The organism is Nocardia sp. CNS-044 (assembly GCF_059570515.1).
In genome coordinates, this window is sequence record NZ_JCANSX010000008.1 from 149945 (window position 1) to 166223 (window position 16279).

Below are 16279 nucleotides of genomic sequence, written 5' to 3' on the forward strand. Positions count from 1 at the left end.
CGGTCGACTCCGGATCCACCGCCGCGGCTCTCGGCGACTCGGCCCAGCGGATCGGTGGTACGCCACCGGTCGAACCTGGACCCGCCACGGCGCCCACCGACTCCGCCGCGCCGTCGGCTCATGCGGACGCGGTGATCGCGGCGGTGACCGCCCTGGCGAACCGGTTCACCGCGACAACCATGGACGCCGACACCGACTTCTTCGACGCGGGCGGCACCTCCATCGCGGCGGTGGAATTCGTCGCCGCGCTGGCGCGTGAGCTGGATATCCACCTCGACCTCGACACGGTGTTCTTCGACGCGCGCCCGCGCAGGCTGGCCAACCGCTGGCTGGCCGACCACCCGGAAACCGCTGTACCGCAGCGGGATACCGAAGACGAGGGCGATACCGACGATCTGGCCCAGCTCTTCGCCGATCTCGCGGGCGTCGACCGACTGCCGCTGGTGGCGCCACCGGAGCGGGTCGCGCCGCGCCACATCCTGCTGACCGGCGCGACCGGCTTCCTCGGCAGTCACTTGCTGCTGGATGTGTTGCGGCACAGCGAGGCCCACGTGGTGTGTTTGGTTCGCGCCGCCGACGATCAGGCCGCCGCCGAACGGCTGGAGCACGCCGTGCGGCGCTTCATGCTGCCGTGGTCGCGGGAAGTGCTACGCCGCGTGACACCACTCGCCGGGGATTTGCGCGAACCACGGCTCGGTCTCTCCGACGAGCGCTGGGCAACTCTCGCCGCCGAGGTGGATTCGATCGTCAACGCCGGGGCCGCGGTGGACTTTTTGCGCGGCTACCCGTCGCTGCGCCGGACCAACGTCCTCGGCCCGCTGACCCTCGCCGAACTGGCCTGCACCGGCAAACCCAAACCGGTGCACCACATCTCCTCGCTGGCGGTGTTCAACGGAACCGACGCCACCGCGTTGGGCGAGGACGATCCGACCGCCAACGTCGCCGCGTTGCCCATCGGCTACGACCGGTCGAAATGGGCCGCCGAGGCCGTGCTGCGCCGGGCGGGCGAACACGGACTCGTGGTGACCGTCCTCCGGCCGGGCGGCATCGGTAGCCACCCCGAGACCGGTGCGCACAACCCGCGCGATCTCAATGCCGGAATCACCGCGGCGCTGATGCGTTTCCGCACCGCACCCGGATTCCGGTACCTCAACGCCGCACCGGTGGATTGGGTCAGCCGGGTGGCCGCCGAGATCGTCGGTACGCCGAGCGCCTGGGGGCACACCTATCATCTCACCGGCGCCCCCACCTCACTCGATCGGATCGTCGCCGAAACGACGTTGGGCGGCATCGGCATTCGTGTGCAGCATTGGGAGCAGTGGTGCGACGACGTGGTCCGCCGGATCAGAGAGGAACCGGTGCCGGAGCTAAAATCGCTCGCGCAGGTGTTGCAGAGTCCGGTCGCCCGTCGGCAGCTGGCGGCTATGGTCACCGCGCCGCCCGCATCGGCCACACGCACCGAGGCCTTCGTCTCCGCGAACGGCTTGCCCGCGCCCGCCACACCCGGTCCGGCGGCGCGCGGCCGGATGCTCGCGGCCATGACCGGCCTCGGGCCGCAGGCGAGCGAACAGCCCTACCTGCGGTTCAACGAGACACTCGCCGGGATGGTCGGCCCGATCGGCGAGCCCGCCGAAATCCTCTGCGACCTACGCCTGACCCTGTCCGTCGCGAGCGGCGCGCAGGTGTTCACCGCGCGAACACTCGACGTCACCGGCGAACTCACCTGCACCGGTCTGCACGACGAGCCGCTCACCGTCGAGGGCATCGCGACGGTGCGACCGCACGACGGACTGCCGCTGCGCCACGAAGTGCGGCACCCGATCATGCATTACCGCCTCACGCTGCGCGACGCCTCCGGCGGCGAGTGGTGGCTGGAGGGATACAAGTTCGCCGCGGCGCGCAGACGCCTCGTGCGGCAGCTCGGAACACAGGTGATCGAGCTCGGCCGCGCCGGAGAGCCCGCGTCCTACACCGGCGAGGTCGCCGTGCCGATGCACACCTACCTACCCGACCAGATCGACGGCATCCAGATCGATCCTCGGCTGCCCGAACGGCAACAGCGCCTGGCGAAAATGCTGTGGCTCAGCTGGTTCGGCGGTCAGCTCGGCAAGAGCCTGGTGGAACCGATTCTGCGGGTCGGAACCGATCTGCTCGATCTGCGCCGAGCCATGCGGATGGAACACCGCCGATGACAGACCTACGCGCGACACCGGAACTACCTGCCGTAGAGATGTTTTCCTTTCGTACCGCAGACGGCGTCGATCTGACGTTGCGCCGCGTGGGACCGGCCGACGCGCCCGCGGTGCTGCTGGTGCACGGGCACGGAGTGTCCTCGGAGATGTTCGCGCTGCCCGAGATTCGCGATATCACCGATGTGCTGGCCGATGCGGGCTACCAGTCGTGGCTGCTCGACTGGCGTGGCAGTTGCCGCCTGCCCTACAACGAATCCGGTCCCGCCTACACCTTCGACGACGTCGCGCTCTACGACATCCCGGAGGCGGTCGCGCGGATCAGGGAGCGGATCGGGGACCATCCGCTGTTCGTCGTCGCGCATTGCATCGGCGCCTTGGCGCTCTCGCTGAGTATGACGGCGGGACTGCTACCGGGACTGGCGGGCGTCGTCGCGCAGGGTGTCTTTCTGACGCCGAAGGTCAGCACGCCCGCGCGGGTGCGTGTGTTGCTCGGCAGTGAATTGCTCGGTTCGCGCGTCGGCCACATCGAATCCGACTTCCGCAAGGTCGGGCTCTGGTCCAAGCGCACCCTGCTGTACGCGGCATTGTCGCGCAAAGGCGACTGCCCCGACCCCACCTGCCGCATGGTGCACCACGGGTGGGGGATGGGCGCCAAACTGTTCGAGCACGACCACCTGGACCCGCGCACCCACGACAGACTGGCCGAATTGTTCGGTGCGATACCGCTTTCGGTGCTGCCGCACCTGCGGCAGATGGAGTTGGCGCACGCCGCGGTCCGATGGAACGTCGACGACGACCGTTACGGCTCGCTGCCGGAGAACGCCCTCGACCACGCCGACCGCATCGACTGTCCGGTGCTGTTGCTGTCCGGCAGCCGCAACGAGGCGTGGCTCGATTCGAACAAGTTGTGCTACGAGGTGCTGTCGGCACGGAATCCGGGAATCGATGTCCGCTACACCGAGATCCCCTCCTACGGGCACCTGGACACGTTCATCGGCCGCGGCGCCGCGCTGGACGTGTTCGGGCACATCGTCGACTTTCTCGACGAGACCTCAGCTCGGCTGGCGTAGCGGCAGACCTGCGGAGCGGTAGATGGCATCGATGACGGTCATGGTCTGCACGGCGTCGTCCGGTGCTGTCGGCACCGGCTCGCCGCGCAGCACGGCGGACGCGAAGGCGTCGAGTTGATAGTCGTAGGAAGTCCGATTGCCGAAGCGCCGCATCCGCCTGCCGCTTTCCGAGCGGACCGTGAGCAGATGCCCGAGGTGCGGCAGCACCGGATTGACGAGCCGCATCCGGCCGCGTTCGCCGATGACGGTGGCGCCGACGCGCAGCACGTCGGCCGACCATATCGAGCACCGGATGCGGCCGGTGTGTCCGGACGGGAAGCGCAGTTCGGCGGCAATGGCCCGATCGATGTAATCGTCGCGCCGCTTCGCCTGCGCCGCTACGACTTCCGGGTTCTCGCCGCCGAGGACGCGGGCCATGTGCACGGCGTAGCAGCCAGCGTCCATCAGCGCGCCGCCCGCGAGGGCGTAGTCGTAGCGGAAGTCGGAGAACTTCGGCAGGGGAAAGCAGAACGCGGCCTCCACGCGCAGCGGCGTTCCCAATTCGCCGGAGGCGATGATCTTCTCGGCTGCCGCGATCAGTGGGTGGTAGCGGTAGTGAAACGCTTCCATGACGACACGATCGGAAGCGTTTGCCAGATCGGCGATCTCGCGTGCTTCGGCGGCGTTGGCCGTGAACGGTTTCTCGCACAGCACATGCTTTCCGGCTTGGACGGCGGCGCGGGTCCAGCGGCCGTGCAAGCCGTTGGGCAGCGGGATGTAGACCGCGTCGAGATCGGGGTCGTCGATCAGCGCCTGGTAGCTGTCGTAGCTCCTCGGTATGCCGTGCTTGCGGGCGAACAGCTCCGCTCGCGACCCATCCCGGGCGGCCACCGCCGTGACGACGACCTCCGGATTGCGCCCGGCCGGTTGGATCACGGCCGCGGGCGCGATGCGGGCAGCCCCGAGAATCCCGATCCGGAGCCGCGTGTCTTCGGTCATCAGCAGACATTAACATCGGCACCGCGCCGCGGCCGGGCCGCTTCGAGGGCCGGACGAACACTCAGCGCGGGCGTATCTCGCCTGTGGACGAACAAGGAATGGAAGTCGAGAGTATGCGAATCGCGTTGCTGACGGCGGGAACCCGGGGCGATCATCAGCCGTATCTCGCACTGGCCGACGAATTCGGTTCGCGCGGCCACCATGTCGAGATGACCGCCACCGAGAACTACGCCGACGTGGTGCGGCGCGCGGGGCTCGACCCGCACGTCATCCCGTTCAACTCCGCGGAACTGCTGGAATCGCCCGCGGCCAAGCGCGCGCTCTCCTCGGGGAAGACGCTGCCGTTCGTCCGGATCATGCTCGACACGGTCAAGATCATGGCGGGCGAGCGCGGCGATCGGATGCACGAAGTGCTCAGCGGCGCTTGCGAATCGGCCGACGTGATCGTCTCGTGCGCGTCGACGCTGCCCTGGGCGATGGAGCGCGCGGAGAAGACGGGTCAGACCGTCGTGGGCTGTCTGCCGTATCCGCTGGAGCGTACCGGCGAATTCCCGTCGTCGTTCATGGTCAAGCGGATGATCTCCGCGCGGCGACTACGGCTGGCCAGCTACTCGGCCTTCGAAATGGCGTACGGCCTGGCGTATCACCGGGTGGACCGGCGGGTGCGCGAGCTGATGGAGTTGCCGGGGAAGCCGCGAAACCCGTTCCGGCGCATACGTGAGGACGGTATCCCGCTGGTGCACATGGTGAGTCCGGTGCTGCTGCCGAAACCGGCCGACTGGCCCGACCGCTCGACTGTCGTCGGCGCGCCGATCATGCCCGCGCGGATGCGCGAGGCATGGGGCGAGGCGGTGGTCGATCCGGCGCTGACCGAATGGCTCGACGAGGGCGAGCCGCCGATCTACTTCTGCATGACCGGAATGCCGATCCTCGATCCCGCCGGTTGCTGCGAACTCATCGCCGCCGTCTGCCGCAGGCTGGGCGCTCGCGCCCTGGTCACCGTGCGCGGCGACGGGTTCCCCCGTGGGGTCGGGTACGACCGAAAGCTGTTCGTCCTGGATTCGTTCGATTACGACCGGGTCCTGCCGCGGTGTCGCGCGGTCGTCCATCACGGCGGCAGCGGCAACACCCACGACGTGCTGCGCGCCGGTCTGCCCGCGGTGGTCATCGGCGTGCACAGCGACCAGTTCTTCTACGGCTGGCGGATATCGGAGCTGGGCATCGGGGCCGACTTCCCGTATCCGTCGCTGACCGAGGACCGGCTGCACGACGCCTTGGTTCGGACGCTGACACCCGAGGCGAGCAGGCGGGCGAAGGAACTCGGCCGCGCCGTCTCCGCCGAGAACGGCGTCCGTGCCACGGCCGACGCGGTGGAGCGTCTCGTCGTCTCCGCGTCGGCCTGAGCCGTGGTCGATTCCGTGCACGTCGCGATCTTCACCGACTTCCACCCGGACACCCTGGGCGGCGTCCAGACCGCGATGCGGTCGCTGTGTGACGGCCTGCGGCGGCTCGGCCATCGGGTGACCGTATTCTGCGCTCCCGCACCGGGAGACACGACGCCCGACGCCGATACGGTGATTCTGCGCGCGGTGCCGGTCTCGATGTCCAACGGGCTGCCCGTCGTGCTGCCGACCCGCGCCAACCGGCGCCTGATCGACGCCGCGTTCGCCGAGCGCGGCCCGATCGACATCGTGCACGCGCTGACCACCTACGGCTGCGGGATCTCCGGCGCGCGCGCCGCTCGCAGGCACGGCATCCCCGTGGTCCAAACCATGCAGAGCCGCGACGACACCGTCATCGAAAAGTACTCGCCAGCACCGTATCTGTCCGCGTTGACCATGCGGCTGATGCACGGCTGGTTCGTACCGTTGCGCGGACGCCCAGCGCACGACGGCGACAGCCGTATCGCCAGGCTGGCCTGGCGGCCGCTGATCGCGCAGGCCCAGGCGGCCGACCGGGTGATAGTCCCGACCCAGCACTTCGCCCGCCGCCTTGCCCGGCACGGCGTGGCTCGTCCGCTTCACGTGGTGTCCAACGGAATCGATGACGAACTGCTCGACCGCGTCCGAGTCGCGGAGAGCACGACGGCGGATCCGGACGCACCGTTGCGGGCGCTGTGGTGTGGTCGCCTGTCGGCGGAGAAACGTCCGCTCGAGGCGATCGAGGTGGCGCGCCGCGTCGAAGACTGCACCCTGACCGTCTACGGCAGTGGACCGCTCGCCGATCAGGCCCGCTCGGCGGTCGCCGAGGCGAACCTCGGCCACCGCGTGCACCTGCACGGCGAGGTCGACCAGGCCGACTGCCTGCGCGCGATGCGCACCCACGACCTGCTGCTGCTCACTTCCGACTGCGACACCCAGGGCATGGTGCTCCTGGAAGCGATGGCGATGGGCCTCCCGGTGCTGTACTGCGATCCCGAACTCTCCGAAACCGTCCCGGACGAGGGCGGCATCCGCACCCCGGACCCATCGGTGGAATCGCTTGCCGCAGTGTTGAACTCCCTCACCCGAGACCGCGCCCGACTGCACGACATGCGCCGCGCACTCACGGCACACACCGACGTACCACGCCAATCGAGGCACACCAGCGGAATCCTGTCGGTCTACGCCGACGCCCTGGCTGCCTCGGTCGTGCGCGAATAGCACCGCCGCCCGACGTCTACGGAGCGTGTAGTAGACACTGGGGTGTGACTACGAGGTTCATTTCCAAGCGTGCGGTCCTGCTGCTCGTCCTCACCGCGGTGGTGTGTGCCGTTCTGGGGGCGTGGCACTGGTCTCGGACGGAATCGGCGCTGGGCATCGATCAGAACATCGGCTACGTTCTGCTGTGGCCGCTGTTCGCGGGTTTTCTGATTTTCGCGGCGGTCCGCGCCCGGCGACTGGAACGGGAATCGATGCTCGCGCGCGACGAGAACCGCTGGGCCGCAGCGACTGTGCGTCAGCCGCCGCTGCCATGGTCACGGCCGCCGAGCGCCGACGACATCGAGCTGGCCGCCTACAACCGGTACTTGGCCGACCTGAACGCCCGGGAACTGCGGCACAAGCTGCGTGCCGCGGGACTCGACATCAGCACCGATGTCGACCGCGCACCCTAGCCTCGTCGAGGGATCGATGAAGACGCCTCCGGTCAGCGGCGGACGTAGGTCGGTTGCGCTTCGATCCAGGCGGCCATCATTCGGGCGGTCATGTCGATCGCTTCCTTGCGTTGACAGCTGTCGAGTTCGATGGTCGATGCGCGCAGCACCGCAGCGAAACCGGTGTTGATCACCACGAAGGTCATGACGTCGTATTCGTGGTCGTTCCCGGGGCCCAGCAGCTGGATGATCATGACCTTGACCAGCAGCCGCAGCCGCGGTTCGAACTCGGGAATTCCGCTGCTGTAGAACTGCACACCCGCCACCAGTGCGCGCACCAGATCGGCTCGAGCGACCAGCTCGTCGGTGATCACCCCCAACACACCGCTCACCAACTGCTCCGCCGACGTCTGACTGACATCGAAAACCTGCTGGGTGAAGCGACGTTCGATGCTCACCAGCAACCGCTCGAGCAGCTCTTCCACGATTTCGGTGCGGTCGGAGAAGTACCGATACAAGGTGCCGATACTCAGCCCTGCCTCGGCAGCGATCCGATTCGTCGAGGTGTCGGCGATTCCCCGGTCCCCGAACAACCGCGCCGCGGTGTCGAGAATGTGTTCCCTCGTCGCCTTCGCCCGCTCCTGCGTCGGACGGCGCCGCTGGCCGACAACTCTCGACGGCATCACGCACTCCTGCCTTGCGAGTCTCGAAAATGAGCTTTGCTCACCTTAACCCGGCCGACGCGTGCGGGTACCCGGTCTTCGACGAGTGGGCACACCGGGGCGCCCACGGGCGGTGCGTTCGGAAGCGGGCGCGTCCAAGAAATGAGCACCCGAGCATATTCGGCAGCGGAAAGGCTCCGCCGACCGACGGAGCGGGCAGTCGTTTCCGCAGGCAGACGCACCGAACCGGCTCGTGTCTCGCCGAGCGCGAAGCGAAGTAGAAGGTGAGCGCAAACTCGGCTTACCGTGCAGTGACGGCTCTTCTACGACAGGGAGGTCACCAGTGACAAGCGAAACAATCGGCCGCCCCGAAGTGGTTTCCGGTGAGCGGCCTTCGCCGAACGAGGTGGCCAGGATGGCCCGAGACCTCATCGCCTACCTGCTGGACTCGGTCATGCCGTGCAAGACGTCGGGCGCGACGGCAGGCAGCGAGCTCACTTTCGTGGTGCGCACCTGCATGGAGTGGGTGATCGACCGGCTGAACGGACACCCTTCGCCCGAAGGCGTCGAGCGTATCCGGGTGGCCGCGGCGGGGTGGGCCCACGAGGGTATCCCGATCGACACCGTCTTGCACATCGTCCACGAGGGCTTCAAAGCCGGTATCGAAATGCTGCTTTCGAGGTCGCTCCCGCGGACGAACAGTGACGCCGTCGCGGCAGCCTTCACCGCTTTGGAGTTGTTGCGGTCGGTGACGGCCACCATCGGCAAAGCCTATGTGCGCGAATGCAAATCCGTCGCGGCACAACACCACAGTGCGATCCACACCCTGACCTCGGCGCTGCTGGGCGGTCACGCCACCTCCGCGATGGCGCGCGAATGCGGGATACGGATCGCGGAGGAGTACTTCGTGCTCGCGGTGTCGGTGCCCGCCCATCCCGACGAGAGCCGGCCTGCCGTCGACGGGCGGGTCGTCGCGCGACGCAAACTCCGTCGGCTGCAGGCAGCCCTCGCGCACCAGTTCGGTGACCAGGCACTGGCGCTGCTGTCGGTGGATGGCGGCACCGTTCTGGTCGCCACCACGCTGTGCCGCGACGAGGAGCTCGTCGGCGTCGTGGAAACCTTGTCCGAAGCCGCGCGGGTGCCGATCACCGCGGCCGTTGTCGTCGCCGGGCCCGACGAGGTGTCCGCGGCGGCCGATCGAGCACACGAATTGCTGGACACCGCAGCACATCTCGGCCTCGAACCCGGGCTCTATCGGTTCACCGACCTCGCTCTGCAACACCAGCTGAATCGCCCCGGCCTCGGCCGCGATGTCCTCGCCGACAAGCTCGCCGTCTTGGACGAACACCCGGATCTGCTGGAGACCTTGGAAATCTTCATCGCCAACGATCTCAGCCGCCAGAAGGCGGCTCGACGACTGCGAGTGCATGCCAACACCGTCGACTATCGGCTACGGCGTATCGGGCAGCTCACCGGATTCGATCCCGGCGATGCCCGCGGGTTGTGGCAATTGCGCTCGGCGTTGGTCGCCCGCGCCGACGGGGTTCGGCCGCCGCGCACGGCAGCTTCGGTCGGCATTCGCACACCGGCCTGATTTCAATTCCGCTGGCGCGTCCTGTTTCGCCACCGCGCCGTCTCCCGGCCGATGTCCGTGCTCGCTGGTTCGTCGTAGAGCCATTCCCGTGCGATCCGATGCCAATTGTTGGTCGCGTCGAGCTGGCCGATGGCGGCGAAGGTGAACAGGTCCGCACGCCGCGAGAAAACGTGCTCCGGCGGCAGGGATTGGCGTCGCATACCCCGAAACTCGGCGGCGCGGGGATCCATGGCGAGTACCACTGCTCCGGTCGCGAGCTCGGGGGTGATCGTGAGCTCCTCGTCGACCAAGTGCCAGCCCGCGGCGGCCCAGACGTAGTCGAGGCATTCCCGCGCGGTGACGCCCGCGTCCGGGTCGATGATGCCGCGACCTACCCACGCCTGGTAGAGGTCGTCGGCTCGGTGCTCGCCCGCGGCGCGGAGGCAGTCGCGCTCGAAGGCGACATGCGCCGGGTCCATGTTGTGGTACAGGCCGAAATCGACGAACGCGACGCGGCCGTCGGTGGTGAGCAGGATGTTGCCGGGGTGCGGATCGCCGCAGAATTCGTGATCGGAGAACAGGGAATTGATGTAGAAGCGGTAGACGAGTTCGCCGATCCGATCGCGCTCGCTGTCCGGCAGCGTTCGCAATCGCCGAAACGCCAGCCCGTCGACGAACTCCGTCACCAGCACGTGGTGTCCACAGTATTCGGCGATGCTGTCGGGGACCGCGATGAAGGGATGGTCGCGGAAGCGCAGGGCGACTCGGTGCTGGGTTCGCGCTTCCCGCAGGTAGTCGAGTTCACCGGCGATGTTGCGCGCGATCTCGTCGAGCACCGCCTCGTCGGCGGCGCTGGGCAGCATCGATTTCCACAGCCTGCTCAGCATCGCGAGATTACGCATATCGGATTCGACGGCGTCGTCCACGCCGGGGTACTTCACTTTGACCGCGACCGCACGCCCATCATGTAGCCGCGCGCGATACACCTGGCCGATCGACGCGGCGGCAACCGGAGTCTCGTCGAAATCGCCGAAGATCCGCGCCAACGGTCCCAGGTCGTTCTCGATCACCTTCCGCATGTCGGAGAATTCGACCGCGGGCGCCTTGTCGCGCAATTCGGCAAGCTTGACTCGGAACATTTCCCGATGCGGTTCGGGAACGAGATCCACGTCGAGGACGGACAACATCTGCCCGAGTTTCATCGCCGCGCCCTTCATACCGCCCAGCACCGTGACGATCTGCTGCGCGGTTTGCAGCGTGGACCGTTCGGCCAGAATTCGCCGGGCTTCCTCGGTCCTGCCCACCATCGACAGCCGGGTTCCCACTCCACGCATGGCTTGCTCGGCCGCCAACCGGCCCAGCCGGCTCCCTCGCGCGAAGCGACCCTGCGGTACCCGACCGGCCACCATGTACCTCCCTCGGCACGTCACAGCGAGTGCTGCCGCGGGCCACATTACCGTCGCGATCGCCTCGGCAGTCGGCTCCGCGGTGCCGCACTGCAGGTTTCGCGCCGACGCCGAAGGGCTACAACAGTTCCGCGTACAAACCCCCGTCCAAGACGCCGAATTCGATCTGGCGCGGGAACATTGGCGTCTCCCCGGCGGAGAGGCAGGCGTGGTGCTGGGCGATCACGTCGATCGCCCAGTCGTGCAATGCCGTCGGGAGCAGGAAGACGCGCGCGTCGGTGCACTGTATATAGGGGCGTATGGGTTCCTCGCCGATTGCCAGCGGGTTGACCAGTCCGACGGCAGCTACGTCGAGAACGAGTCCGGTTCGATTCGGTGCAGCCACAACCGGCGGATCCAGCTCCACGTTGTCCATGCCTGGGTACGGTAGCTCGGAATGTGCCGTGGCGTGACCGAGATCGCGAACTCCGCTCGAAGATCGCTGACAGCGGTCAGCTCGTGGCCGCGGTGGTGGCCGATGCGCGGGGCCGCACCGTCGATCCGGACATGACGTCGGCCCACCAGGAGCTGAGGGGGCTGGGGTCGGGCCAGACGACCGGATCGAAGTCCTGGTCGTCGCCGCTTCGCACAGTGGGATTGTCCATCACGATGTCGTTCCTCCGCGATACAACGGCCATGCGAAGGGGCGCTCGCGGCGTGTGCTTGTCGCCGAACATGCGTGTGCCCCTTCGCGGTTGGTCTCAGGTCCGACCGCGCTGTCGGTCCGATACGCCGGGCGGGTACCACCGCGCGGGCGAATCAAACGCGGTGGCGGAAGCACTGATCGGGTTCCCGCCGAGCAGCGGCCCGCCGCCTATGACGGCGTGCGCACCATGGCCGCGGTGAGCCTGCGGACCAGCGGGAGCATCAGCAGGAGGGTGGGGAAGGCGATCGGCCAGGACACCGCCCACGCGCGCAGCCATTGGCCGACCGCGAGGCCGTCGCTGATCACTGTGCTGATGAGCGAGACCACGCAGGTCATCAGAATCGACAGCAGCATGGGCAGCAGCACCGCGGCGTAACGTGCGGGCAGCTTGCGGACTGGGCGAGGGGCGGTTGTCGTCTCGGACATGGGACGCTCCGTAAGGTCGTCAAGGGCAACGATCCACCGGTCGGCGAGATCGGTGCGTTGATTGACGTGAACGCTTACGGCGACGAGTCGCGGCGTCGAGCATAGAGACGACGGTATCCGCGGCGCAAGCCCGGCCATCCAACTCGGCCGCGCTCGAAGAGGTCGGACGAGTCAGGCCCGACGATAGCGCCGGGCCTGACTCTCGATACGAAAGTCTGCCCATTCCGGTGCGGAGCTTCCGATCGAATCACGTTGTCGTGCCGCGGAATTACTTCGCGGGAGCGGCCTGGTTCGGCATCGGGGAGTTGATGGTGCTGAAGTACTGGACGGCGGCCAGGATGGCGACCGGCGCGGTGATGAAGATCTGGCCAGCCAGGGTGCCGAGGAAGCCGACGGCGGCGGCGCCCGCGATGCAGCCCGCGATCGGGCCCGCGCCGAAGAGCGTCAGCAGCGCACCGGTCAGTGCGGCGCCGGCGACGGCGCCCGCGGCGCAGCCGAGCGCCGCGCCACCGATGCCGCCCGCCAGGGTGGCGATGGAGGCGCCGAGGGAGATGGTGCTGGTCATGCGGCTCCAGGCGGCGACCTCACGGTCGTACTCGGACTTCCACGGCGCCTTGTCCTCGTACGGCAGGCCGACCGGCTTGTAGGTGGCGTGCGCGATGTCGAACAGCGGGGTCAGGACGGCCTTGCGGTCGGAGATCTCCGCGGCGATCGGGAACTCGAATTCGTCTACGCGGAACTTCAATTCGGCGCCCGCGACGGTGGCGCCGTTGTCGGCCTTGATCTTGAAGACGCCGTCCTCGACAACCATGGCGCCCGCGTCGGTCTCGATGGCCAGGTTCTTGTCGGTGCGGTCGGCGGTGTAGTTGATCGCGGCCGGTTCGGCTTGCGGTTCGGCATGACTCGCGCCCGCGGTGACGCCCAGTGCGGTGCTGAGTCCGGCGGCCAACAGAGCGACCTTGGTGAGTTTCACGGGTGGTGACCTTTCTCTGTTCCCTCATACGGCATGCGCCGTCCACCCCGCCACGTCGCTGATGAATAGCTGTGTGGGGCAACTGGATACGGCTCTCGTCCGGGTGGCATCCAAGGGATGCCGATGTCCTCGCCGCAGCTGAGTGCTAGCTGAGAAACCGGACAGCACGACACGCTAGGCTAGGCAAACCTAAGTTTCAAGACCTACGCATAGCTAAGCTTCTCGGACCCCGGCGAGCGTGCCCGTCGGACGAGCCGAAACGGCGCGAGACACCGTGGAGGAAACGAATCTGATGGATAGCAAGCCCAAGCGGCTACAACCCTGGTCGGGGTGGTTATCGATAGTGGTACTGCTGGCCGTGGCCGGCCTGCTCAGCCTGATCGTCGGCACCAAATCGATTCCGGTCGCCGAGGTCTGGTCCGCGTTGTGGAACAGTGACGGTTCGCCCGACGATATGGTCGTCACCGAGTATCGGGTGCCTCGAACTTTGCTGGGCCTGCTCGCGGGTATCGCGCTCGGCGTGGCCGGTTGCCTCATGCAGGGACTCACCCGCAACCCGCTGGCAGATCCCGGCCTGCTCGGAATCAACGCCGGAGCGGCCTTCGCCATCACCTTGGCGGTCGCCTTCCTCGGTGCGACCGAGATCACTTCGTATGTGTGGTTCGGCTTCGCGGGCGCGGCACTGGTCTCCCTCGTGGTCTATCGACTGGGTACCGCGGGCAGGCAAGGCGCCGACCCGATTCGGCTGACCTTGGCCGGTGTCGCGGTGACCGCCGTGCTGACCGGCGCCACCAAAGGCCTGATCCTGTTGCACGCCAGCGCCTTCGACGCCATGCGCCAGTGGGACTCGGGTTCGCTGACCGGTCGCGGCTACGACATCATCGGCGGGGCAGCGCCTTTCATCGCCGTGGGGCTGGTCGCCGCCGTGATCGCCGCGCGCTCGTTGAACGCCGTCGCACTCGGCGACGACATGGCGCATGCGCTCGGGGTGAATGTCGGCCGCACCCGGCTGCTCACCGCGGGGGCGCTCACCTTGCTGTGCGGCACCGCGACCGCGGCGGTCGGCCCGATCACTTTCGTCGGCCTCGCGGTGCCGCATATCGCCAAATGGATCGTAGGCCCGGACCAGCGCTGGATCGTCGCCTATTCGATGGTGCTCGCGCCCGCTCTGGTGCTGAGCTCGGATGTGCTCGGCCGCGTGATACTGCCCGGCGACGAGGTTCCGGCCGGTCTGGTGACCGCCTTCCTCGGCGCGCCGGTGCTGATCTGGCTGGCCCGCCGCGCGAAGGCGAGTGCCGCGTGACCGCCGGGATCGACTTCGGCCGCCGCACGCTGGTCGTGCGCCATCGCGTTCTCACCGCGCGGATCGGCCTCCGCACGGCCGTGGTGTGCGCGGTGCTGCTGACGCTGGCCCTCGCGGTGGCCGTCTTGGCGCTCGGCACCGGCGATTACGCGATTCCGCCGGATCGGGTGGTGCGTGCGCTGTTCGTCGGCGATCAGCGATTCGACCGACTCGTGGTGTGGGAGTGGCGTTTCCCGCGCGTGGTGCTGGCACTGGCACTCGGCGCGGCGCTCGGGGTGAGCGGCGCGATCTTGCAGTCGGTGACGCGAAACCCGCTGGGCAGTCCGGATATCGTCGGCTTCAACACCGGCGCCTACACTGGCGCGCTGATCGTCATCCTGACCCTCGGCGGCGGTGGCCACTTCCCGACCGCGGCGGGCGCGCTGCTCGGCGGTCTCGCCACGGCGCTGGCCATCCAGCTGCTGGCGTTCCGTCACCAGGTCAGCGGATTCCGGCTGATCATCGTCGGTATCGGCGTGAGCGCGATGCTGGCCTCGGTCAACACCTGGCTGGTCCTGCGCGCCGATCTGCACGCGGCCATGTCGGCCGCCGCGTGGGGCGCGGGTTCGCTCAACGGTCTGTCCTGGCCGCAGGTCGCACCCGCGCTCGTCGTGCTGGCGATCCTGGGCATCCTGGTGGTCCCGTTCGCGCCCAAGCTGCACATCCTGGAACTGGGCGACGATCTGGCGCACGCCTTCGGCCTTCGCGTCGGCCGCAGCCGGACGGTGCTCATCGTGCTGAGCGTGGCCCTCACGGCGGCGGCCACCGCGGTCGCCGGACCGATCGCCTTCATCGCGCTCGCCGCACCACAATTGGGCCGTCGACTGGCTCGCAGCCCGTCCATCGCCCTGGTGCCCGCCGCGGCCATGGGCGCGCTACTGCTGGTGTCCTGCGACTGGATCGCCCAGCGCGCATTCGCCCCGACCACCCTCCCGGTCGGCGTGGTCACCGTTTCGATCGGCGGGCTGTACCTGGCCTATCTGCTGGTCGTCGAGGCCCGAAGGAGCTAGAGGAAGCGATGAACGACAACGACGCGCCCGTCCCGGTGACGGCGAAAAGCGCACGGCTGCGCGCGGATTCGGTACGCCTCGGCTACCGCGGCCGAACCATCAGTGAACAGCTGTCGGTGGATGTGCCCGACGGGGCCTTCACGGTGATCATCGGCCCGAACGCCTGCGGCAAATCCACCCTGCTGCGCGCGCTGGCCCGCCTGCTGACCCCCGAGTCCGGTGCGGTGCTGCTGGACGGCAAGGCGATCGGCTCGTATCCGGCCAAGGAGGCGGCACGCCGAATCGGGTTGCTGCCACAGACTTCCACCGCCCCGGACGGTATTCGGGTCGCGGATCTGGTGGCACGCGGCCGTTTTCCGCACCAGTCGCTGCTGCGGCAGTGGTCGCGGGCCGACGCCGACGCGGTGGCTGCCGCCATGGCCGCCACCGGTGTCGCGGAACTGTCGGCGCGCTTGGTGGACGAGCTCTCTGGCGGCCAGCGCCAGCGAGTGTGGATCGCCATGGTGCTCGCCCAGGACACCCCGGTGATCCTGCTCGACGAGCCGACCACCTATCTCGATATCGCCCACCAGATCCAGTTGCTGGATCTCTGCCGATCCTTGCAGCGAGACTCGGGCCGCACTGTGGTCGCGGTACTGCACGACCTGAATCACGCGTTCCGCTACGCCGATCACCTCATCGCCATGCGGGACGGCCGGGTGGTAGCGGCGGGTTCGCCGAAGGCGATCGTCACCGCCGAACTCGTGCGCGAGGTCTTCTCGCTCGGCGCGCGGATCATCGACGACCCGGAAACCGGGGCGCCGATGGTCGTTCCGCTGGCCGAACAGACCGTGCCGGCGCACTGAAAGCGCAGGTAGCGGCGGGTGGCGAAGGAAGCTCCCCACAAATC

Annotated in this window: 16 protein-coding genes; 9 read left to right on the plus strand and 7 right to left on the minus strand. The window is 68.0% G+C overall.

The annotated features are described in order from the left end of the window. Positions 1–143: 143 nt before the first annotated feature. Positions 144–2192 carry a thioester reductase domain-containing protein gene (locus tag T333_RS19880; RefSeq protein WP_496425413.1) on the plus strand — a complete coding sequence of 683 codons (2049 nt, stop codon included), beginning with the start codon at positions 144–146 and terminating at the stop codon, positions 2190–2192. Continuing rightward, positions 2189–3262, plus strand: a complete 1074-nt coding sequence (locus T333_RS19885) for an alpha/beta hydrolase (RefSeq protein ID WP_496425414.1) — start codon at positions 2189–2191, stop codon at positions 3260–3262. Before T333_RS19880 ends, T333_RS19885 begins: the two co-directional genes overlap by 4 nt. Here the strand turns inward: T333_RS19885 and T333_RS19890 are convergent. Further along, positions 3245–4240 carry a Gfo/Idh/MocA family protein gene (locus tag T333_RS19890; protein WP_496425415.1) on the minus strand — a complete coding sequence of 332 codons (996 nt, stop codon included), beginning with the start codon at positions 4238–4240 and terminating at the stop codon, positions 3245–3247. The genes T333_RS19885 and T333_RS19890 overlap by 18 nt on opposite strands. A 98-nt stretch (positions 4241–4338) precedes the next feature. Here T333_RS19890 and T333_RS19895 point away from each other — a divergent pair, with 98 nt between their 5' ends. The 3 genes from T333_RS19895 to T333_RS19905 are packed head-to-tail and all read left to right on the plus strand — an operon-like array spanning position 4339 to position 7334. After that, positions 4339–5643 carry a glycosyltransferase gene (locus tag T333_RS19895; RefSeq protein WP_496425416.1) on the plus strand — a complete coding sequence of 435 codons (1305 nt, stop codon included), beginning with the start codon at positions 4339–4341 and terminating at the stop codon, positions 5641–5643. A 3-nt stretch (positions 5644–5646) separates the two neighbouring features. Next, positions 5647–6882 carry a glycosyltransferase gene (locus T333_RS19900; protein WP_496425417.1) on the plus strand — a complete coding sequence of 412 codons (1236 nt, stop codon included), beginning with the start codon at positions 5647–5649 and terminating at the stop codon, positions 6880–6882. Positions 6883–6926: 44 nt separating this feature from the next. Next, a complete protein-coding gene (locus T333_RS19905; protein ID WP_496425418.1) occupies positions 6927–7334 on the plus strand; it encodes a transcriptional regulator in 408 nt (135 codons plus the stop codon). A gap of 32 nt (positions 7335–7366) precedes the next feature. On the opposite strand, the gene T333_RS19910 is transcribed toward T333_RS19905, so the two are convergent. Further along, a complete protein-coding gene (locus tag T333_RS19910) occupies positions 7367–7996 on the minus strand; it encodes a TetR/AcrR family transcriptional regulator (RefSeq protein WP_355003218.1) in 630 nt (209 codons plus the stop codon). Between the two features lie 322 nt (positions 7997–8318). On the opposite strand from T333_RS19910, the gene T333_RS19915 reads away from it, so the two are divergent. Continuing rightward, positions 8319–9569, plus strand: a complete 1251-nt coding sequence (locus tag T333_RS19915) for a PucR family transcriptional regulator (protein WP_496425419.1) — start codon at positions 8319–8321, stop codon at positions 9567–9569. A 2-nt stretch (positions 9570–9571) separates the two neighbouring features. On the opposite strand, the gene T333_RS19920 is transcribed toward T333_RS19915, so the two are convergent. The 5 genes from T333_RS19920 to T333_RS19940 form a co-directional block, all read right to left on the minus strand. Next, on the minus strand, positions 9572–10954 hold the full coding sequence (locus T333_RS19920) for an ABC1 kinase family protein (protein WP_496425764.1): 1383 nt from the start codon (positions 10952–10954) through the stop codon (positions 9572–9574). Between the two features lie 118 nt (positions 10955–11072). Continuing rightward, entirely contained in the window at positions 11073–11369 is a 297-nt protein-coding gene (locus tag T333_RS19925; RefSeq protein WP_355003221.1) for a hypothetical protein, read from the minus strand. A gap of 76 nt (positions 11370–11445) precedes the next feature. Continuing rightward, the gene (locus tag T333_RS19930) at positions 11446–11598 is read right to left on the minus strand and encodes a hypothetical protein (RefSeq protein ID WP_355003222.1); all 153 of its coding nucleotides are present in this window, start codon (positions 11596–11598) and stop codon (positions 11446–11448) included. 209 nt (positions 11599–11807) lie between these two features. Then, positions 11808–12065, minus strand: a complete 258-nt coding sequence (locus T333_RS19935; RefSeq protein WP_355003223.1) for a DUF2798 domain-containing protein — start codon at positions 12063–12065, stop codon at positions 11808–11810. A 268-nt stretch (positions 12066–12333) separates the two neighbouring features. Further along, positions 12334–13038, minus strand: coding sequence for a DUF8020 domain-containing protein (locus T333_RS19940; protein ID WP_357255255.1), 705 nt, complete (start codon positions 13036–13038; stop codon positions 12334–12336). A gap of 343 nt (positions 13039–13381) precedes the next feature. On the opposite strand from T333_RS19940, the gene T333_RS19945 reads away from it, so the two are divergent. Genes T333_RS19945 through T333_RS19955 form a run of 3 tightly spaced genes read left to right on the plus strand, consistent with a single transcriptional unit; the run spans position 13382 to position 16235 of the window. Further along, positions 13382–14341: a FecCD family ABC transporter permease gene (locus T333_RS19945; RefSeq protein ID WP_496425420.1), complete on the plus strand. Its 960-nt coding sequence runs from the start codon at positions 13382–13384 to the stop codon at positions 14339–14341. Next, on the plus strand, positions 14338–15390 hold the full coding sequence (locus tag T333_RS19950) for a FecCD family ABC transporter permease (protein WP_496425421.1): 1053 nt from the start codon (positions 14338–14340) through the stop codon (positions 15388–15390). Before T333_RS19945 ends, T333_RS19950 begins: the two co-directional genes overlap by 4 nt. 8 nt (positions 15391–15398) lie before the next feature. Then, positions 15399–16235, plus strand: coding sequence for an ABC transporter ATP-binding protein (locus tag T333_RS19955; protein WP_355003227.1), 837 nt, complete (start codon positions 15399–15401; stop codon positions 16233–16235). Positions 16236–16279 lie beyond the last annotated feature (44 nt).

What these genes read in the sequence shown, in the direction of transcription:
- T333_RS19895 (WP_496425416.1), top strand. Translation starts at nt 4,339, where the DNA reads ATGGAAGTCGAGAGTATGCGAATCGCGTTGCTGACGGCGGGAACCCGG.
- T333_RS19955 (WP_355003227.1), top strand. Translation starts at nt 15,399, where the DNA reads ATGAACGACAACGACGCGCCCGTCCCGGTGACGGCGAAAAGCGCACGG.
- T333_RS19925 (WP_355003221.1), bottom strand. Translation starts at nt 11,369, where the DNA reads ATGGACAACGTGGAGCTGGATCCGCCGGTTGTGGCTGCACCGAATCGA.
- T333_RS19930 (WP_355003222.1), bottom strand. Translation starts at nt 11,598, where the DNA reads ATGGACAATCCCACTGTGCGAAGCGGCGACGACCAGGACTTCGATCCG.
- T333_RS19885 (WP_496425414.1), top strand. Translation starts at nt 2,189, where the DNA reads ATGACAGACCTACGCGCGACACCGGAACTACCTGCCGTAGAGATGTTT.
- T333_RS19935 (WP_355003223.1), bottom strand. Translation starts at nt 12,065, where the DNA reads ATGTCCGAGACGACAACCGCCCCTCGCCCAGTCCGCAAGCTGCCCGCA.
- T333_RS19890 (WP_496425415.1), bottom strand. Translation starts at nt 4,240, where the DNA reads ATGACCGAAGACACGCGGCTCCGGATCGGGATTCTCGGGGCTGCCCGC.
- T333_RS19910 (WP_355003218.1), bottom strand. Translation starts at nt 7,996, where the DNA reads ATGCCGTCGAGAGTTGTCGGCCAGCGGCGCCGTCCGACGCAGGAGCGG.